Annotated in this window: 14 protein-coding genes; all 14 read right to left on the bottom strand. The window is 69.8% G+C overall.

Annotated features, from left to right (window positions below; genetic code table 11):
* Window positions 1-2: 2 nt before the first annotated feature.
* Window positions 3-1,664 carry an OFA family MFS transporter gene (locus ACYCO6_RS35455; RefSeq protein WP_459768239.1) on the bottom strand — a complete coding sequence of 554 codons (1,662 nt, stop codon included), beginning with the start codon at window positions 1,662-1,664 and terminating at the stop codon, window positions 3-5.
* Between the two features lie 185 nt (window positions 1,665-1,849).
* Window positions 1,850-2,143: a formate dehydrogenase subunit delta gene (locus ACYCO6_RS35450; RefSeq protein WP_459768238.1), complete on the bottom strand. Its 294-nt coding sequence runs from the start codon at window positions 2,141-2,143 to the stop codon at window positions 1,850-1,852.
* A 9-nt stretch (window positions 2,144-2,152) separates the two neighbouring features.
* Complete coding sequence (gene fdhF / locus ACYCO6_RS35445) at window positions 2,153-5,014, bottom strand: formate dehydrogenase subunit alpha (protein ID WP_459768237.1); 2,862 nt, start codon at window positions 5,012-5,014, stop codon at window positions 2,153-2,155.
* A gap of 10 nt (window positions 5,015-5,024) precedes the next feature.
* Window positions 5,025-6,584, bottom strand: coding sequence for a formate dehydrogenase beta subunit (locus tag ACYCO6_RS35440; RefSeq protein ID WP_459768236.1), 1,560 nt, complete (start codon window positions 6,582-6,584; stop codon window positions 5,025-5,027).
* Entirely contained in the window at window positions 6,581-7,054 is a 474-nt protein-coding gene (locus ACYCO6_RS35435; protein ID WP_459768235.1) for a formate dehydrogenase subunit gamma, read from the bottom strand. The genes ACYCO6_RS35440 and ACYCO6_RS35435 overlap by 4 nt, the downstream gene beginning before the upstream one ends.
* 255 nt (window positions 7,055-7,309) lie before the next feature.
* Window positions 7,310-7,966, bottom strand: a complete 657-nt coding sequence (locus ACYCO6_RS35430) for a glutathione S-transferase family protein (RefSeq protein WP_459768234.1) — start codon at window positions 7,964-7,966, stop codon at window positions 7,310-7,312.
* Between the two features lie 96 nt (window positions 7,967-8,062).
* Window positions 8,063-8,527: a cytochrome c-type biogenesis protein gene (locus tag ACYCO6_RS35425; RefSeq protein WP_459768233.1), complete on the bottom strand. Its 465-nt coding sequence runs from the start codon at window positions 8,525-8,527 to the stop codon at window positions 8,063-8,065.
* Window positions 8,527-10,527: a heme lyase CcmF/NrfE family subunit gene (locus tag ACYCO6_RS35420; protein ID WP_459768232.1), complete on the bottom strand. Its 2,001-nt coding sequence runs from the start codon at window positions 10,525-10,527 to the stop codon at window positions 8,527-8,529. Before ACYCO6_RS35420 ends, ACYCO6_RS35425 begins: the two co-directional genes overlap by 1 nt.
* A gap of 10 nt (window positions 10,528-10,537) precedes the next feature.
* Window positions 10,538-11,050, bottom strand: a complete 513-nt coding sequence (gene ccmE, locus ACYCO6_RS35415) for a cytochrome c maturation protein CcmE (protein ID WP_459768231.1) — start codon at window positions 11,048-11,050, stop codon at window positions 10,538-10,540.
* Window positions 11,051-11,219: 169 nt separating this feature from the next.
* Entirely contained in the window at window positions 11,220-12,701 is a 1,482-nt protein-coding gene (gene ccmI / locus ACYCO6_RS35410) for a c-type cytochrome biogenesis protein CcmI (RefSeq protein WP_459768230.1), read from the bottom strand.
* A 184-nt stretch (window positions 12,702-12,885) separates the two neighbouring features.
* Window positions 12,886-14,304, bottom strand: coding sequence for a sensor histidine kinase (locus ACYCO6_RS35405; RefSeq protein ID WP_459768229.1), 1,419 nt, complete (start codon window positions 14,302-14,304; stop codon window positions 12,886-12,888).
* 11 nt (window positions 14,305-14,315) lie between these two features.
* On the bottom strand, window positions 14,316-15,473 hold the full coding sequence (locus ACYCO6_RS35400) for a PrpF domain-containing protein (RefSeq protein WP_459768228.1): 1,158 nt from the start codon (window positions 15,471-15,473) through the stop codon (window positions 14,316-14,318).
* Between the two features lie 5 nt (window positions 15,474-15,478).
* On the bottom strand, window positions 15,479-16,156 hold the full coding sequence (locus ACYCO6_RS35395) for a response regulator transcription factor (protein ID WP_459768227.1): 678 nt from the start codon (window positions 16,154-16,156) through the stop codon (window positions 15,479-15,481).
* Window positions 16,157-16,191: 35 nt separating this feature from the next.
* A complete protein-coding gene (locus tag ACYCO6_RS35390) occupies window positions 16,192-16,563 on the bottom strand; it encodes a PepSY domain-containing protein (RefSeq protein ID WP_459768226.1) in 372 nt (123 codons plus the stop codon).
* Window positions 16,564-16,689: the final 126 nt, after the last annotated feature.

Genomic DNA, 16,689 nt, shown 5'->3' with positions numbered 1-16,689 from the left:
ACTCAGCGGAACAGGATGAACGCCTTCGACAGAGTGATGCCGATGCCCCAGACGATCGGGATGCCGACCACGGCCCAGGCCAGGGCAGCGCCCAGGCTGAAGCCGCCGCGTCCGATGCCGAAGGAGCCGGCTGGCCCCGAGACCGTGGCACCCGTGCGGACATCGAGCGCGGCGCGCTCGGAATCGGACATGAACCAGCGCTGGGCCAGCGGACGAACCAGCAAGTTGCAGATGAACCCGATCGCCAGGAAGCTCGCGAGCACGTACATGGTCCGACCGTAGAGATCCGCACCCTGCACGCCCGCGGCGACCTGCGCCTCGCGGATCTTGGTGATGACGAAGGGCCCGACGATGCCCGCCATCGACCACGCGGTGAGAAGGCGCCCGTGGATGGCACCCACGAACTGCGTGCCGAACACGTCAGCGAGATAGGCCGGGACCGTCGAGAAGCCGCCGCCATACATGGACAGGATCACGCAGAAGAAGGCGACGAATAGCGCCTGCGAGCCGATGCCGGCCGCCCAGGGTGCGGCCGCGTAGAGCACGCCGCCGAGCGCGAAGAAGGTGGCGTAGGTCAGCTTGCGGCCGATCCGGTCCGACATCGAGGCCCAGAAGAAGCGGCCCAGGATGTTGAACAGCGACAGCAGGCCGACGAAGCCGGCCGCGATCGCCGCGACCTGCGCCTTCTGGCCGGCGTCGAGGGCGGAGAAGCCGGTACCCGGCAAGCCGATCAGCTCACCGCCGAAGATCTCCTGGAGCATCGGCGAAGCGAGAGCCAGCACGCCGATGCCGGCGGACACGTTCAGGAAGAGGACGAGCCAGATCATCCAGAACTGGAAGGTCCTGTGCGCGTCCCGGAGATGGACATGCCCCGAGGCGATCATGGCGTTCCTGGCTGCGGGCGCGGTCCACCCGTCCGGGCGCCAGCCGGCCGGCGGCACCCGATAGCCGAAGGCACCGCCGAGCATGAAGATCAGGTAGCCGATGCCCATGACGGCGAGCGTCTGCCAGACGCCGACGGAATCGGCGCTCCGGAACGTCTTGATCAGGCTGTCGGCCAGCGGCGAGCCGATCATCGCGCCACCGCCGAAGCCCATGATCGCCATGCCGGTGGCCATGCCGCGGCGGTCCGGGAACCACTTGATCAGCGTCGAGACCGGCGAGATGTAGCCGAGGCCCAGCCCGATGCCGCCGATCAGGCCCATGCCGAGCCAGACCAGCCAGAGCTGGTGAATGTAGACGCCGAACGCGCCGATGAGGAAGCCACCGCCCCAGCACAGGGCGGCCACGATGCCGGCCTTGCGCGGGCCCGCGCGCTCCAGCCAGCCGCCGAACAGGGCGGCCGAGAGGCCGAGCACGACGATACCGATCGAGAAGACCGTGACGAGGTCGCTGACGCGCCAATCGCAGGTGGTGGTGAACAGGGCCGTCATCACCCCCATGTCGGGGCAGGCGGCGGGAGCGGGCTTGCCGACGGAGAGCGCCCGCGTCAGCGGCAGCCAGAACACCGACAGACCATAGGCCATACCGATGCAGAGATGGATCGCGAGAGCCGCTGGCGGGGCCAGCCACCGGTTGAAGCCTGGCTTGGCAACGATACGCTCGCGCGACAACAGACCCGGCGCAACGTCAGGCGCGACCGCACCTGTAATTCCAACACCCATGACGCCATCCTCCACAGCAGCCACTTTCGCGGGCAGCTCGGCCGTGGAAGATGCGCGATCTGTGTGCAGGGTGCCAGTGTACAATACGCCCAGTCGACAGATTTAATCCCGACTGCGACACTGTGCATGCGTGAACTGTGACGACTGCGGGCACTGGCGGGACCCGGAGTCGACGATTGTTCGGCTCAGCCGGCGTCGCTGGCACCGGCCCCGGCGAGCTGCGGGTCCCGGGTCGCCGGGCGGACCGGGCTGTCGGCCTCCGGCTCGGCACCGTGCAGCGCCCGCCGCACGAGGCCGTCCACCCGCTCGCCCTGCTCCGGCAGGGCGGCTTCGAGGTAAGCAATCATCCGGGGCGTCCAGAACGCCTTGATGTGCTTCTGGATGCCGGCCACCGCCTCCTCCTCCGGGTAGGACCGGAAGAAGGAGGCGATCTGGTTGGCCATGCGGACGAGCTTGTCCGCCTGCGTCACGGCACTCATCGGATACTCTTACTCTGCCGCGTCGAGCGTCTGGGCGATTCGGGTCAGGGAGAAGTCCTCCTCGTAGAACTTCGCCTGCCAGTCGGACGGCCGGTTGGTCCGCCGGACCTGCACCGCCGTCACCTTGTACTCGGGGCAGTTGGTTGCCCAGTCCGAGTAGTCGGTGGTGATAACGTTGGCGCCGGTCTTGGCGTGGTGGAAGGTCGTGTAGACCACACCCGGCTGCATGCGCTCGGAGATCTTGGCCTTCAGCGCGATGTCGCCCGAGCGGCTCTCCAGGGCGACAAGGTCGCCGTCGACGATGCCGCGCAGCTCCGCGTCGAAGGGGTGGATCTCCAGCACGTCCTCCTCGTGCCAGCGCGAATTGTGGGTGCGCCGGGTCTGCGCGCCGACATTGTACTGGGAGAGGATCCGGCCCGTGGTGAGGATCAGCGGGAACTTCGCCCCCGTGCGCTCCTCGGTGGGCACGAACTCGGTGATCATGAACCGGCCCTTGCCGCGGACGAACCGGTCCACGTGCATCATCGGCGTGCCCAGCGGCGCCTTCTCGTTGCAGGGCCACTGCACCGAGCCGAGCTCGTCAAGCTTGGCGTAGGAGACACCCGTGAAGCTCGGGGTGAGCCGGGCGATCTCGTCCATGATCTCGGACGGGTGGCTGTAGGTCATCGGGTAGCCGAGCGCGTTGGAGAGCAGCACCGTGCCCTCCCAATCACCGTAGCCGCCCATCGGGGCCATGACCTTGCGGACCCGCGAGATGCGGCGCTCGGCGTTGGTGAAGGTCCCGTCCTTTTCGAGGAACGAGGCGCCCGGCAGGAAGACGTGGGCGTATTTGGCGGTCTCGTTCAGGAACAGGTCCTGGACGACGATGCACTCCATCGCCTTCAGGCCCGAGGTGACGTGATGCGTGTCGGGGTCGGACTGCGCGATGTCCTCGCCCTGGATGTACATGCCCTTGAACGTGCCCTCGACGGCCTCGTCCAGCATGTTGGTGATGCGCAGGCCCGGCGCGTTGTCGAGCTTGGCGCCCCAGAGGGCCTCGAAGCTTTCGCGGGTCGCATCGTCCGACACGTGGCGGTAGCCGGTGAGCTCGTGCGGGAACGAGCCCATGTCGCAGGAGCCCTGCACGTTGTTCTGGCCGCGCAGCGGATTCACGCCGGCGCCGAGCTTGCCGATGTTGCCGGTGGCCATGGCGATGTTGGCCATGCCCATGACCATGGTCGAGCCCTGGCTGTGCTCGGTGACGCCGAGGCCATAGTAGATGCCGGCCGCGCCGCCCTTGGCGTAGAGCCGGGCCGCCCCGCGGACTTCCACCGGGTCGAGGCCGGTGAACTGCTGCTGGTTCTCCGGTGAGTGGCGCTCGTCGGCGATGAACCGCGCCCAGGACTCGAACTCGGCGAGGTCGCAGCGCTCGCGGACATAGGCCTCGTCGACCAGCCCCTCGGTGACGATCACGTGCGCCAGCGAGTTGATGAAGGCGACGTTGGAGCCGGGCTTGAGCGGCAGGTGATAGTCGGCCTTGATGTGGGGCGACTTCACGAGGTCGATCTTGCGCGGATCGGCGACGATCAGCTTGGCGCCCTCGCGCAGCCGCTTCTTCATCCGCGAGCCGAAGACCGGGTGGCCGTCCGTGGGATTCGCGCCGATCACCAGGATCACATCGGAATACTCGACCGACTTGAAGTCCTGGGTGCCGGCCGAGGTGCCCAGCGTCGACATCAGGCCGTAGCCGGTGGGCGAGTGGCAGACGCGAGCGCAGGTATCGACGTTGTTGTTGCCGAAGGCGGCGCGCACGAGCTTCTGGACGAGGTAGGCTTCCTCGTTCGTGCAGCGCGACGAGGTGATGCCGCCGACCGAATCCTTGCCGTACTTGGCCTGGATCCGCTTGAACTCGGAGGCCGCGTGGTTGATCGCCTCCTCCCAGGACACCTCGCGCCACGGATCCGTGATCTTCTCGCGGATCATCGGCTTGGTGATGCGGTCCTTGTGGGTGGCGTAGCCGTAGGCGAAGCGGCCCTTCACGCAGCTATGGCCCTCGTTGGCCTTGCCGCCCTTGTAGGGAACCATGCGCACGACGCGCTCGCCCTGCATCTCGGCCTTGAACGAGCAGCCGACGCCGCAATACGCGCAGGTCGTGACCTCGGCGTGCTCGGGCTGGCCGAACTCGTGGATCGACTTCTCCTGGAGGGTCGCGGTCGGGCAGGCCTGCACGCAGGCGCCGCAGGAGACGCACTCGGACTCGAAGAAGTTGGTCGGGCCGGCCGCCACGCGGCTGTCGAAGCCGCGGCCCGCGATGGTCAGCGCGAAGGTGCCCTGCACCTCCTCGCAGGCGCGCACGCAGCGGTTGCAGACGATGCACTTCGACGGGTCGTAGGTGAAGTACGGGTTCGACTCGTCTTTCGGCAGGTACTTCTCGGAGCTCGGCCGGACGTGGTTGTCGCCCTCGTAGCCGTAGCGCACGTCGCGCAGGCCGACGACGCCCGCCTGGGTCTGCAGCTCGCAATCGCCGTTCGCCGCGCAGGTCAGGCAGTCGAGGGGGTGGTCGGAGATGTAGAGCTCCATCACGCCCTTGCGGAGCTTGGCGAGCTTCTCGTTCTGCGTGTGCACCACCATGCCGTTCTCGGCCGGCGTCGTGCAGGAGGCCGGCGTGCCGCGCCGCCCCTCGATCTCCACGAGGCAGAGGCGGCAGGAGCCAAACGGCTCCAGCGAGTCGGTGGCGCAGAGCTTCGGGATCTGCGTCCCGGCATGCATCGCCGCCGCCATCACCGAGGTGCCGGCCGGCACCGTCACCGACATGCCGTCGATCGTCAGCGTCACCGTCTGCTCGCTGACGCGGATCGGCGTGCCGTAGTCGATCTCCTTGATCAGGCCCATCGACATCTCCTCACTCGGCCGCAGCCGGCAGATCGCCGGCGCGCCTGAAATCTTCCGGGAAATGGGTGATCGCGCTCATCACGGGCATCGGCGTGAGCCCACCCATGGCGCAGAGCGACCCGTCGGTCATGACCTCGCAGAGATCCTCGACCAGCTTCAGGTTCGCGTCCGGCCGGATGCCGGCGATGACCTTGTCCATGGTCTCGACGCCGCGGGTCGCGCCGATGCGGCAGGGGGTGCACTTGCCGCACGCCTCGGTGGCGCAGAACTCGAAGGCGAAGCGGGCCTGGCTCGCCATGTCGACCGTGTCGTCGAACACCACGATGCCGCCGTGGCCGACGAGGCCCTTCTGGGCCGCCATCGCCTCGTAATCGAGGGGCGTATCGAGGAGATGGTCGGGGAAGTAGGCCCCAAGCGGCCCGCCGACCTGTACGGCCCGGACCGGCCGGCCCGAACGGGTGCCGCCGCCGAAATCCTCGATGACCTGCCGGATGGTGATGCCGAAGGCCACCTCGATCAGGCCGCCATGCTTGATGTTGCCGGCGAGCTGGATCGGCAGGGTGCCGAGCGAGCGGCCCATGCCGTAATCGGCGTAGGCCCTGGCGCCGTTCTCCAGGATCCACGGCACAGCCGTGAAGGTCATGACGTTGTTGACGAGCGTCGGCTTGCCGAGGAAGCCCTTCAGGGCCGGGATCGGCGGCTTGGCGCGAACGATGCCGCGCTTGCCCTCGAGGCTCTCCAGCAGCGAGGTCTCCTCGCCGCAGATATAGGCGCCAGCGCCGAGGCGCACTTCCAGGTGGAAGCTCTTGCCCGAGCCCAGGATGTTCTCGCCCAGCACGCCGGCCTTCACACCGTTGGCGATCGCCTCCTTCAGCGTCGCGAAGGCCTGCGGGTACTCGGAGCGCAGGTAGATGTAGCCGCGCGTGGCCCCGGTCGCGACGCCCGCGATGGTCATGCCCTCGATGAGATTGAAGGGGTCGCCCTCCATCATCATCCGGTCGGCGAAGGTGCCGGAATCGCCCTCGTCGGCATTGCAGACCACGTATTTCTGGTCCGCTCGGGCGAGCATCACGGTGTTCCACTTGATGCCCGCCGGGAAGCCGGCACCGCCGCGCCCGCGCAGGCCAGAATCGCGCACCGCTGCGACGATGCCCTCGGCATCGAGCTTCAGCGCGGCCTCAAGGCCGCGATAGCCGCCATGGGCCCGGTAATCCTCGACGGAGACCGGGTCGACCACGCCGCAGCGATGGAAGGTCAGGCGCTGCTGCCGGGCGAGGTAGGGGATCTCTTCCGGATCGCCGAGGCGCAGGGCGTGGTCGCCGCCCGTGGTGAGGCCGGCATCCAGAAGGGCGTCGACGTCGGCGAGCTTCACCGGGCCGTAGGCCACGCGCCCCTCGGGCGTGCCGACCTCGACCATCGGCTCCAGCCAGAACAGGCCGCGGGAGCCGGTGCGGACGATGGTGACGTCGAGGCCGCGGCGCTCGGCACCGGCGAACAGGGCGCGGGCGACCTTGTTGGCGCCGAGGCCCAGGGCGACGGCGTCGCGCGGAACGTAGATCGTGACGCTCACTGGCGCACCTCCGTCAGGGCGGCCTCGAGGGCGTCGGCGGTCAGGTGGGCGACGGGCTCGCCATCCACGAGAGCGGCGGGACCGTAGGCGCAGAGACCGAGGCAGTAGACCGGCTCGATCGTGGCACTGCCATCGGCGGTGGTCTCGTGCCAGCCGCAGCCGAGGCGTCCGAGGATCTCACGGTGCAGCTTGTCCGAGCCCATCGCCTGGCAGGCCTCGGCCCGGCAGAGCTTCACCTCGTGACGGCCGGCGGGATGCGCGCGGAAATCATGGTAGAAGGTGATGCAGCCGTGAACCTCGGCGCGCGACAGGTTCAGCGCGTCCGCGATCAGCGGCACCGCTCCTGCGTCCACATAGCCGAACGTCTCCTGCAGCGCGTGCAGGATCGGCAGCGTGGCCCCTTCGAGGTGGGTATGTTCGGCGATGATCCCGGACGCGCGCTCGGCGCTCCAGGGCTCGTGACGCGCCATGGTTTCCAGCCCAGTCTGTTCCTGTTCTAATGCGAAGAGGAACAGAAATGCCGGTTGGCTTCAATCGCGCAGTCCGGTCGCTCGACAAAGGACGTTTGTCGATCTGTCACTCGACCACCAGAGCGGCCCGCGGGGCCCGATAATGATTTGTAAGGACTTATCTTTTCCGATTACCGCGCCGCCTAGAATTTCTTGTGTGCGCCGCAACACGAATTTGTGCCCTGCAAGAAATTGCATCTCCCCCACGCTGGCCGTTCAGAACTCCATCTCGAGCTCCTCGATCTCGTCCGGTTCGTCGGCGGCGGCCTCCGCCCACTCGATCATCAGCGGCCAGTGCAGGATCGTGTCGCGATAGGCCGTGGCGCGGGGCGGCAGGGCGACGTCGTAGGTGCGGAAGCGGGTGCAGACCGGGGCGTACATGGCATCGGCCAGGCAGGGCCGGGCTCCGAACAGGTACGGCCCCTCGTAGCGGTCGAGGCAATCGTCGAAGATCGTGACGATGCGCTCGATGTCGGCCTTCGCGCCGTTGAACACCCGGAAATCGGGGTGAAAGGCGCGCAGGTTCATCGGCAGGGCAGAGCGCAGGTTGACGAAGCCCGAATGCATCTCGCCGGCGATCGACCGGCAATGGGCGCGTTTCGCGACTTCGCCCGGCAGGAAGCCGGCATCCGGGAAGGTCTCGGCGAGATACTCGGCGATGGCGAGCGTGTCCCACACGACCACGTCGCCATGGCGCAGGCGCGGCACGAGGAAGGACGGGGACAGGTGGAGCAACTCCGCCCGGCTATTGGCATCGGCGCCGGACAGGACCTCGGTTTCAAAGTCGAGACCCGCCATCCGGCAGATCAGCCAGCCGCGCAGGGACCACGAGGAGTAGTTGCGGCTCGAGATGGTGAGTGTAGCGGCCGTCATCGTCCTGCCCCGGGCGCGTCGCCGACCATGCGGTCTGCGACGCCCGATCCAAAACTCGTGCCGCGTGCGACGGGCAAATCACGACGGCGCCCGACTCTACTCCCGTCTCAGCAGCGCCGCGACCTCGGCTTCCTCGGCCGGGGACAGGGTCCGGGCCGGCGCGGCCGGCCGGCGGCGCGCGAGGCGCCAGATGCCGAAGCCGCCGAGCAGAACAGCGAGCACCGGGGTCAGCCACAGCAGCAGGGTGTGCAGGGCGAAGACCGGGCGCAGCAACACGAACTCGCCGTAGCGGTCGACGACGTAGTCGCGCACCGCCTTGTCGCTGTCACCCTTCTCCAGCCGCTCGCGCACGATCAGGCGCAGATCCTTGGCCAGCGGCGCATCGGAATCGTCGATCGACTGGTTCTGGCAAACGAGGCAGCGCAGGCCCGCGGAGATCTCCCGGGCGCGGTGCTCCAGGACAGGGTCCTTCAGCACCTCGTCGGGCTGGACGGCGCGGGCGGGGAGCGACGCGAGCAGGGCGATCGCCACGAGGGCCGGGCGGAGCGAGCGATACGCCATCACTCGGCCGGCACCGCGGCCGGGAGCGGCCGCGCCTTCGCCTTGGCGGGAACGCCCACGCGCATCCGGCGGTCCGTGAGCGAGAGCGCGCCACCCGCCGCCATGACCACCGCCCCGAGCCAGATCAGCAGCACCAGGGGCTTGTAGTAGAGCCGCAGGCCGACGCCGCCGTCCTGGCTCATCTCGCCGAGGCTGGCATAGACTTGGCTCACGCCCACGGTCAGCAGACCCGATTCCGTCACCGCCATCTTGCGGCTTGGATAGAAGCGCTTGCCGGTCTCCACTAGACCGACCTCGTCACCGGAGCGGGTCCGGATCGTCAGGGTGGCGGCGGCCTCCTCGTAGTTCGGGCCCTGGCGGGGGCCGACGCGCTCCAGAGTCGCCACGTAGGGTCCTGTCGCCAGGGTCTGGCCGGGCTTCAACGTCGCCAGGCCCTCGGTGGCCCACCCTTGCGCGGCGATGCCCAGCACCACGACGCCGATGCCCGCATGGGCGAGCGCGGTGCCCCAGGCCGAGCGCGGCAGACCGACGGCGCGGCGCCCGATCTGGCCCACGGACCGCGCCCGGCTCGCGCCGTAGCCGCGGGCACGCGAGACGATCTCCATGGCGGAGCCGATCAGCAGGTAGGCACCGAGGCCGATCCCCACGGGCGCCATCACGGGACCGCCCCAGGTGAGGGCCAGCATCGCGAAGCCGGCCGCCAGGGCCACCGCCAGCGCGGCGAACAGGCGCTGGGCGGCGGCGAGCACGTCGCCGCGCTTCCAGGCCAGCGCCTGCCCGACGGGCACGATCAGCAGGAGCGGGATCGCCAGCGGCACGAAGGTGGAATTGAAGAAGGGCGGACCGACCGTGATCTTCTCGCCGGTCAGCATCTCGAGGAGCAGCGGGTACAGGGTGCCCACCAGCACGGTGGCGCAGCCCGCGACGAGGAACAGGTTGTTGAGGACGAGCGAGCCCTCGCGGGAGATCGGTGCGAACAGGCCGCCCTGCCGCAGCAGCGGAGCCCGCCACGCGAACAGCGTCAGCGAGCCGCCGATGAACAGGATCAGGATCGCCAGGATGAAGATGCCGCGGGTCGGGTCCGTGGCGAAGGAATGCACCGAGGTGATCACACCCGAGCGGACCAGGAAGGTGCCGATCAGCGAGAGCGAGAAAGTCAGGATCGCGAGCAGCACCGTCCAGACCTTCAGGGCGTCGCGCTTCTCCATCACCACGGTGGAGTGAAGGAGCGCGGTGCCGGCGATCCACGGCATCAGGGAGGCGTTCTCCACCGGGTCCCAGAACCACCAGCCGCCCCAGCCGAGCTCGTAATAGGCCCAGTAGGAGCCCATCGCGATCCCGAGCGTCAGGAAGCACCAGGCGGTCAGTGTCCAGGGCCGGACCGCTCGGGCCCAGACAGCGTCGATCCGCCCGTCGATCAGCGCCGCCACCGCGAAGGCGAAGCTGATCGAGAAGCCGACATAGCCGACGTAGAGGAGCGGCGGGTGGACCGCGAGGCCCGGATCCTGCAGCAGCGGGTTGAGGTCGTTGCCCTCGACCGGCGCCGGGATCACGCGGGTGAACGGGTTCGACGTCGTGATGATGAACAGCACGAACACGAAGGTGATCAGGCCCTGGACGCCCAGCGTGCTGGCCCGCAGCCGCGGCGGGACGGAGTTCTTCGCCACCGCCACGCAGGCACCGAACAGGGTTAGGATCAGGACCCAGAGGAGCATCGAGCCCTCGTGGTTCCCCCAGACGCCGGAGAGCTTGTAGATCAGCGGCTTCTGCGTGTGCGAGTTCTCGACGACGTTCTGGACCGAGAAGTCGGAGGTGGCGTGCGCCCAGGTGAGTGCCGCGAAGGCGAAGAGCACGCAGGCGAAGGCGCCGAGCGCCGCCTGGGAGGCGGTCTGGCGCAGCGCCGGATCACCCGAGCGTGCAGCCCAGACGGGCATCACCATCTGCACCAGGGAAATCGCGAGCGCGAGCGCGAGCGCGAAATGGCCGGTCTCGACAATCATGCGGCTACCCTCACCGCTCGCTGCGGGGGCCGAGGGTCCCGTCCGCCGCCGCGGTCGCGGGCTTCGGCCCGGCGCCGCCCTTGTTCGAGCCGCCCTCCTGCCAGCGCCCCTGCGCCTTCAGAGCGTCGGCCACCTCGCGGGGCATGTACGATTCGTCGTGCTTGGCGAGCACGGTATCGGCCCGGAACAGCCCGCCCGGCTCCAGGACGCCCTCGGCGACCACGCCCTGCCCCTCGCGGAACAGGTCCGGCAACAGGCCCTTGTAGTGGACCTCGACAGTGGCGTTCGTGTCGGTGACGGCGAAATCGACCGTCTGGTCCGGTCCGCGCTTGAGCGAGCCGTCCTTCACGAGGCCGCCAAGGCGCAGGCGGGTGCCGGGGGTGATGCCCTGCTGAGCGATGTCGGAGGGTGAGCGGAAGAACACGATCGAGCCGCTCATAGCGAACAGGATCAGCCCCACGGCCAGCGCGAGCACGCCTCCGCAGGCGGCGATCAGGATCAGGCGGCGGCTCTTACGCGTCACGATACTTCCACCCCGAGATCCGGCGGGCGGGTGTCCGCCTGGAGCCGAACCATTCTCATTCCAGCCACCTCAGGGTGTCGGCTCCGCGAGGGCGCCGGTCAAGGGTGGGCGTCGGGACCGATTGTCGTACGGGCCGCCGAGGGGCCCGGCCCTCGCGGCTTTGTGGGGATCAGGGGTTGGACTTGGCGGGCAGGTCCAGTTCCCGGGCGAGGCCGTCGAGTCTGGTGACCGCCTCGCTGTTGGCGGCCAGCGCCATGCGGGCCCGGTCGAGGGCCTTGATGGCCTGATCGCGTTCGCCCAGGACACTGTAGGCGCGCACGAGGCGCAGCCACTCGTCCGGTGTGCCGCCGCGGGACGCGAGGCGGCGGTCGAGCCCTTCGACCATGCCGCGGATTGCAGCGTCGCGCTCGGCCGGCGGCATGGCGCGTACGGCCGCCATCGCCGCCCCCGTTTCGGCCTGGGCGGCCGGTCCGGACGCCGCGGGCTGCCCCGGCGAGGCGCCGGGCTCCAGCCCGAGGGCGCGGGCGCCCTGCTCCACCTGAGCGAGTCCCTGCGGATCATTGGCGAGCGCGGCGCGGGCCCGCTCCAGGGCGGCCACGGCCTGATCGTGCTCGCCCAGCACGGCCCGGGACCGGACCAGCCGCAGCCACTCGTCGGGGGTGCCGCCGCCGACCTTCAGCCGGGCATCGAGCCCGTCGACCATGCCGCGGATCGCCGCCTGCTGCTCGGCCGGGATCTTCGGAGGTCCCTGGGGCGCCGGGGCGGGCGGGGGCGGCTCGCCCTTGAGGCGGGCCAGCGTCTGGCGGACCACCCCGAGCCACGGGGCGTCCGGCGGGCTCGCGGCTTCGAGCGTCGTGAGCTGGCGGATCGCCTCACCGGTATCGCCGGACTGCTCGGCGGCCCGGGCGAGATAGAAGCGGGGCTTCGGGGCGTTCGGATCCTTGGCCTGCGCCTTCTCGAACAGCGCCTTGGCCTCGGGCGAGACGGTGCCGTCGCCGGCCGCCGTGAGGGCCTCGGCCTGATCGGCGAGAATGTCGGCGCTCTCGCCCTTCAGCCGCGCGATGTTCGCGTAAGCGCGGGCGGCATCGTCGAAGCGGCCGGTGCGCATGTAGACCGGGGCGAGCACCGCCCAGCCGCGCGCGTCGTTGGGATCGCGGGCCAGACGCGCCTCGATCTGCCCGACCGCCTTCATCAGCTCGTCGGTGCCGCCGCGGGCCGCCGCGCGGTCGGCGGCGGTCTGGGCGGGCAATTCCGGCGAGCCGTACAGTCCGTAGGCGATCAGTGCCACGAGGGGGATGGTGGAGACCGCGAAGGCCGAGGCCGCCCGGCGCCGGCGCAGCCGCGGCTCGGCCGGGCGTGCCGCCTCGGCGGCCCCAGCATCCTCGGCCTCAAGCTGCGCCTCGCGGCTCGCGCGGAGCAGGCGGCGCGCCGCCTCGGCCTTGGCCGCCTCGGCCTCCTCGGGTGCGATCAGGCCGCGCTCCAGATCGCGCGCGATCTCGGCGATCTGATCCTCGTAGAACGCGGTCTCGGTGGCGATGGCGCTCCCGCCCGCCTCCCCGGTGGGCACGGAGGCGCGCCGCGACATCGGCCAGAGCAGGCCGAGGACAGCCGCCGCGGTCATGGCCGCCAGGATGAACCAGATCGCCGTCATCGAACCTTCGCCAGCGGGCCGAACCGGCCCACGCCTCTCCACGCCATGTGGAGCCGGCGGCGTGACGCCACGACACCTCCCGGCGGCGGCACGGTGTCACGCAACTCCCTCGCGATGACAAGGGCCTAGCAGCGGTCACGTGGCCGCGTCCCGTCGGGGCGCCGGCGTCGAAGGCCGCGCCGCCTCAGTGCGTCGCGGCCCCGACCGGGGCATCACCCGGGACCTCCAGCACCGCCCGCAAGCCCCCGAGCGCCGCCTGTTCGAGGGTGAAGCGCCCGCGATACAGGGCGGCGAGATCGGCCACGATGGACAGGCCGAGGCCGGAGCCGGGCTTCGATTCGTCGAGGCGCCGCCCCCGGCCGAGCACGGCCTGCCGGGCCTCCGGCGGCAGGCCGGGGCCGTCATCCTCGATGGCCACGACGAGGTGCGGATAATCGTCCTTGGCCACGGCCTCGGCCCGGATCGCCACCCGGCCGTGGGCCCATTTCGAGGCGTTGTCGACGAGGTTGCCGACCATCTCCTCGAAATCCTGGCGCTCGCCGCGGAAGCGCAGGCCCGGGGGAACGTGGACGTCGTAGGCGATATCCTTGTCCCGGTAGATCTTCCCGAAGGTGCGCACGAGGCCCGCCAGCGCCGGCTCGACCTCCGTGGAGGTGCCGAGCGTGCCGGCGAGTGCCGCGGCCCGGGCCCGGTCGAGGTGGTAATTCACCTGGTCGCGCATCACCGCGGCCTGCTCGCGGATCTTCTGTGCGAGTTCCTCCGGAGCGTCCGAAGCGCCGACCTCGTTGACGATGATCGAGAGCGGCGTCTTGAGCGCGTGGGCGAGGTTGCCGACCTGCGTGCGGGCGCGCTCCAGGATCTCGCGGTTGGTCTCGATCAGGAGGTTCACCTCGCCGGTGAGCGGGGCGATGTCGCGGGGATAGGTACCGGTGATGCGGTCGGCCTCGCCGCGCCGCACGGCGCCCAGCGCGGCGCGCATCTTCTTCAGGGGTGCGAGGCCGAACCGGATCTGCAGCAGGGTGGTGATCGCCAGCGACAGGCCGAGCAGGCCGAAGGTGATGGTCAGCGAGTTGCGAAACCGGTCGACGTCGTTGACGATCTCGTCCGCCGGCCCGGCGACCCGGACCGTGTAGCGGCCCTCCTCGCCCAGATCGACGTCGCGCTCCATGATCCGCAGCAGGCGCCCGTCCTGCGCCTTGCCGTAGCCCTGGCGAATCTGCCCGACCCCGACCTTGCCTTCCGAATCCGTGGCGGGTGGCAGCGGTACGCCGACGAGGGACCGGGACGTGCGCACGTCCCGAGGCTTCGAATCGGGCTTGCCGACCTGCCAGTACCAGCCGGAGAGGGGCAGGTCGAAGCGCGGATCGCCGAGCGAGAAGGTCCGGCTCTCGGGATCGTTGGGCGAGACGAGATCCGTGGCGAGGTTGTTGGCGAAGACGAGGAGCCGGCTGTCGAAGCCCCGCTCGGTGTTCTCGCGATAGAGGGTGGTCAGGATCCAGGCGGCGATCAGCAGGATCGCGGAGCTCGACAGGAAGGCTGAGACGGCAAGCCGCACCGCGATGGAGCGGCGGCGCAGGGAGAAGAGGCCCAGGAAGTCGGTCATCGCAGCAGCGCCTACGCGCGATCGGGCGCCAGCGCATCATAGAAGACTTCGCCGCGCATCAGCGGGCGCGCCGTGCGGAAGAATGAGCCGCGCTCGGCCCGCCAGCCGTCGCCGTCCCGGACCACGGACGCATCGGCCGTGAGGATCCCGGAGGGCATGCCCACCCGCAGGGCCGCATCGGTGGGGCGTGCGGCCTCGTTGACGAGGCTGCCCGCGATTCGAGCGGCGACGGCGAGGCCCAGGGTCGCGGTGAGGGGCAGGGCTTGGTGCGGCACGCCGTTGGAGATCACCCGGGCCGTCAGGTCGACATCACCGGAGCGGAGCGCCTCGCCGGAGAGGGTGCCGGAATCCTGCGGCGGCGCGACGAGGCCCACGAAGGGCACATGGACGATGCGTGCGGCCGCCTCAAGGTCCGGCGCGATGCCCATGGCTACGGAGGCGGCCCGGCGGATCTGCGCGAGCCGGTCGAGGAGACCGGGCACCGCTTCCAGGGCGACGGGCAGCTCGGTGCCGGAAAGCCCGAGATCGGCGGCGCGGACGAACACGCAGGCATTGGCCGCATCCACCAGCGAGGCCTCGATCCGGCCGAGCCCCGGCACGTCCAGATCCTGGCGGACGGCCCCCGTTGGCAGGAGCCGCCCGGTCGTGGCGCCGCCCGGATCCACGAAATCGAGGCGGATCGGCGCGCCGGTGCCGGTGACACCGGGAATGGCGAGGTCGCCCCGGTAGATGGCGCGGCCCTCCCGCACGTCGAAGCTCGCCTCGATCAGCTTCCGCGTGTTGGTGTTGTAGATCCGCAGTCGCACCGGGCCGTCACCGGCCTGAACGAGGCCCTCGTCCACCGCGAACGGTCCCACGGCCGAGAGCATGTTGCCGCAATTGCCCGAGAGGTCGATGCGCCCGTCGCGGACCACCACCTGCACGAAGGTATAGTCGATATCGGCGTCCGGCCGCGCCGAGCGCTCGACGACGCAGATCTTCGAGACCGACGAGACGCCCCCGCCCATGCCGTTGAGCTGCCGCCCGAACGGGTCGGGGCTGTCTATGGCGGAGAGGAAGACCGGCTCCCAGGCGGCGAGGTCGCCCGGCACGTCGCGCCGGTGCAGCATCAGCGCCTTGCTGGTGCCGCCGCGCATGAACACGGCCGGCAGCGCGCCGGACCCTGCCACGGCCGTCACATCCGCGCCGGCTGCTGGTTGGGATCCACGAGATAGCCGAGGCCACGCACGGTCTGGATCAGATCGACCGCCAGCTTCTTGCGCAGGCGCCCGACGAACACCTCGATCGTGTTCGAATCCCGGTCGAAATCCTGGTCGTAGAGGTGCTCTGTGAGCTCGGCCCGGGAGACGACCCGGCCGGTATGGTGCATCAGGTAGGAGAGCAACCGGTATTCGTGGCTCGTGAGCTTTACCTGGGCGCCGTCCACGAAGACCTTGCCGGAGCGCGTGTCGAGGGTCACGGGCCCGCAGGAAATCTGGCTGGAGGCGTGGCCGGCGGCGCGGCGCAGCAGCGCGCGGACGCGCGCCATCAGCTCCTCCATGTGGAAGGGCTTGGTGACGTAGTCGTCCGCGCCGGCATCGAAGCCGTCGACCTTGTCGGACCAGCGGTCCCGGGCGGTGAGGATGATCACCGGCGTCTTCACGCCGGCCCGGCGCCACTTCTGGAGCACCGTGACCCCGTCGGCCTTGGGCAGGCCCATGTCGAGGATGATGGCGTCGTAAGGCTCGCTCTCGCCGAGATAGCCGCCCTCCTCGCCGTCATAGGCCTTGTCGGCGACGTAGCCCGCCTCCTCAAGGGCGGCGACCACCTGCCGGTTGATGTCCTTGTCATCCTCCACGACGAGCAGACGCACGGCTCACTCCATTCCAAGACGGGTTGGGCGCCCGCTCAATATTGTCCCGCGACAGTGCCGGTGCGCGCATCGACAATGACGTGCACGAAGTGCCCGTCCCGGCGCAAGGCGGTGAGCATGTATACGAGGTTGTCTTCGTAACGGCATAGGCTCGCCCGCTGGATCTCCGCCCGGGGGATCACCGACCGGGCTGCGCGGATCGCCGCCACGGGCGGGATCACCCGCCGCTCGCCGACCTCCTCGCGCATGTCCGCGGGCGACAGGCAGTTCTCGATCCGCAGCGGCGCCTGGCTGGAAACGGTGCCCGTCTGCGGGGCCGGCCCGTCATCGGCCATGGAGCCGAGGCCGCCCGCGGCGAGGGCCGCGGCGGTCAGGCTGATGGCGACGAGGGCGATGGCGTAGCGCATTGGCAGGAGATGTGGTCCGAGGGCACTGAATGCGCCCTGAATATGGAGCCGCGTCCGTCATGCGGCGGAAACGCGGACTTCGCTCCGAGGCGGGTTCGTGGGCGATCGGATGCGAACGACGCCGTG

The organism is Methylobacterium sp. CM6257 (assembly GCF_054611515.1).
The sequence above is the reverse complement of the archived record's forward strand: the minus strand, read 5'-3'. Positions and strand labels throughout refer to the sequence as shown.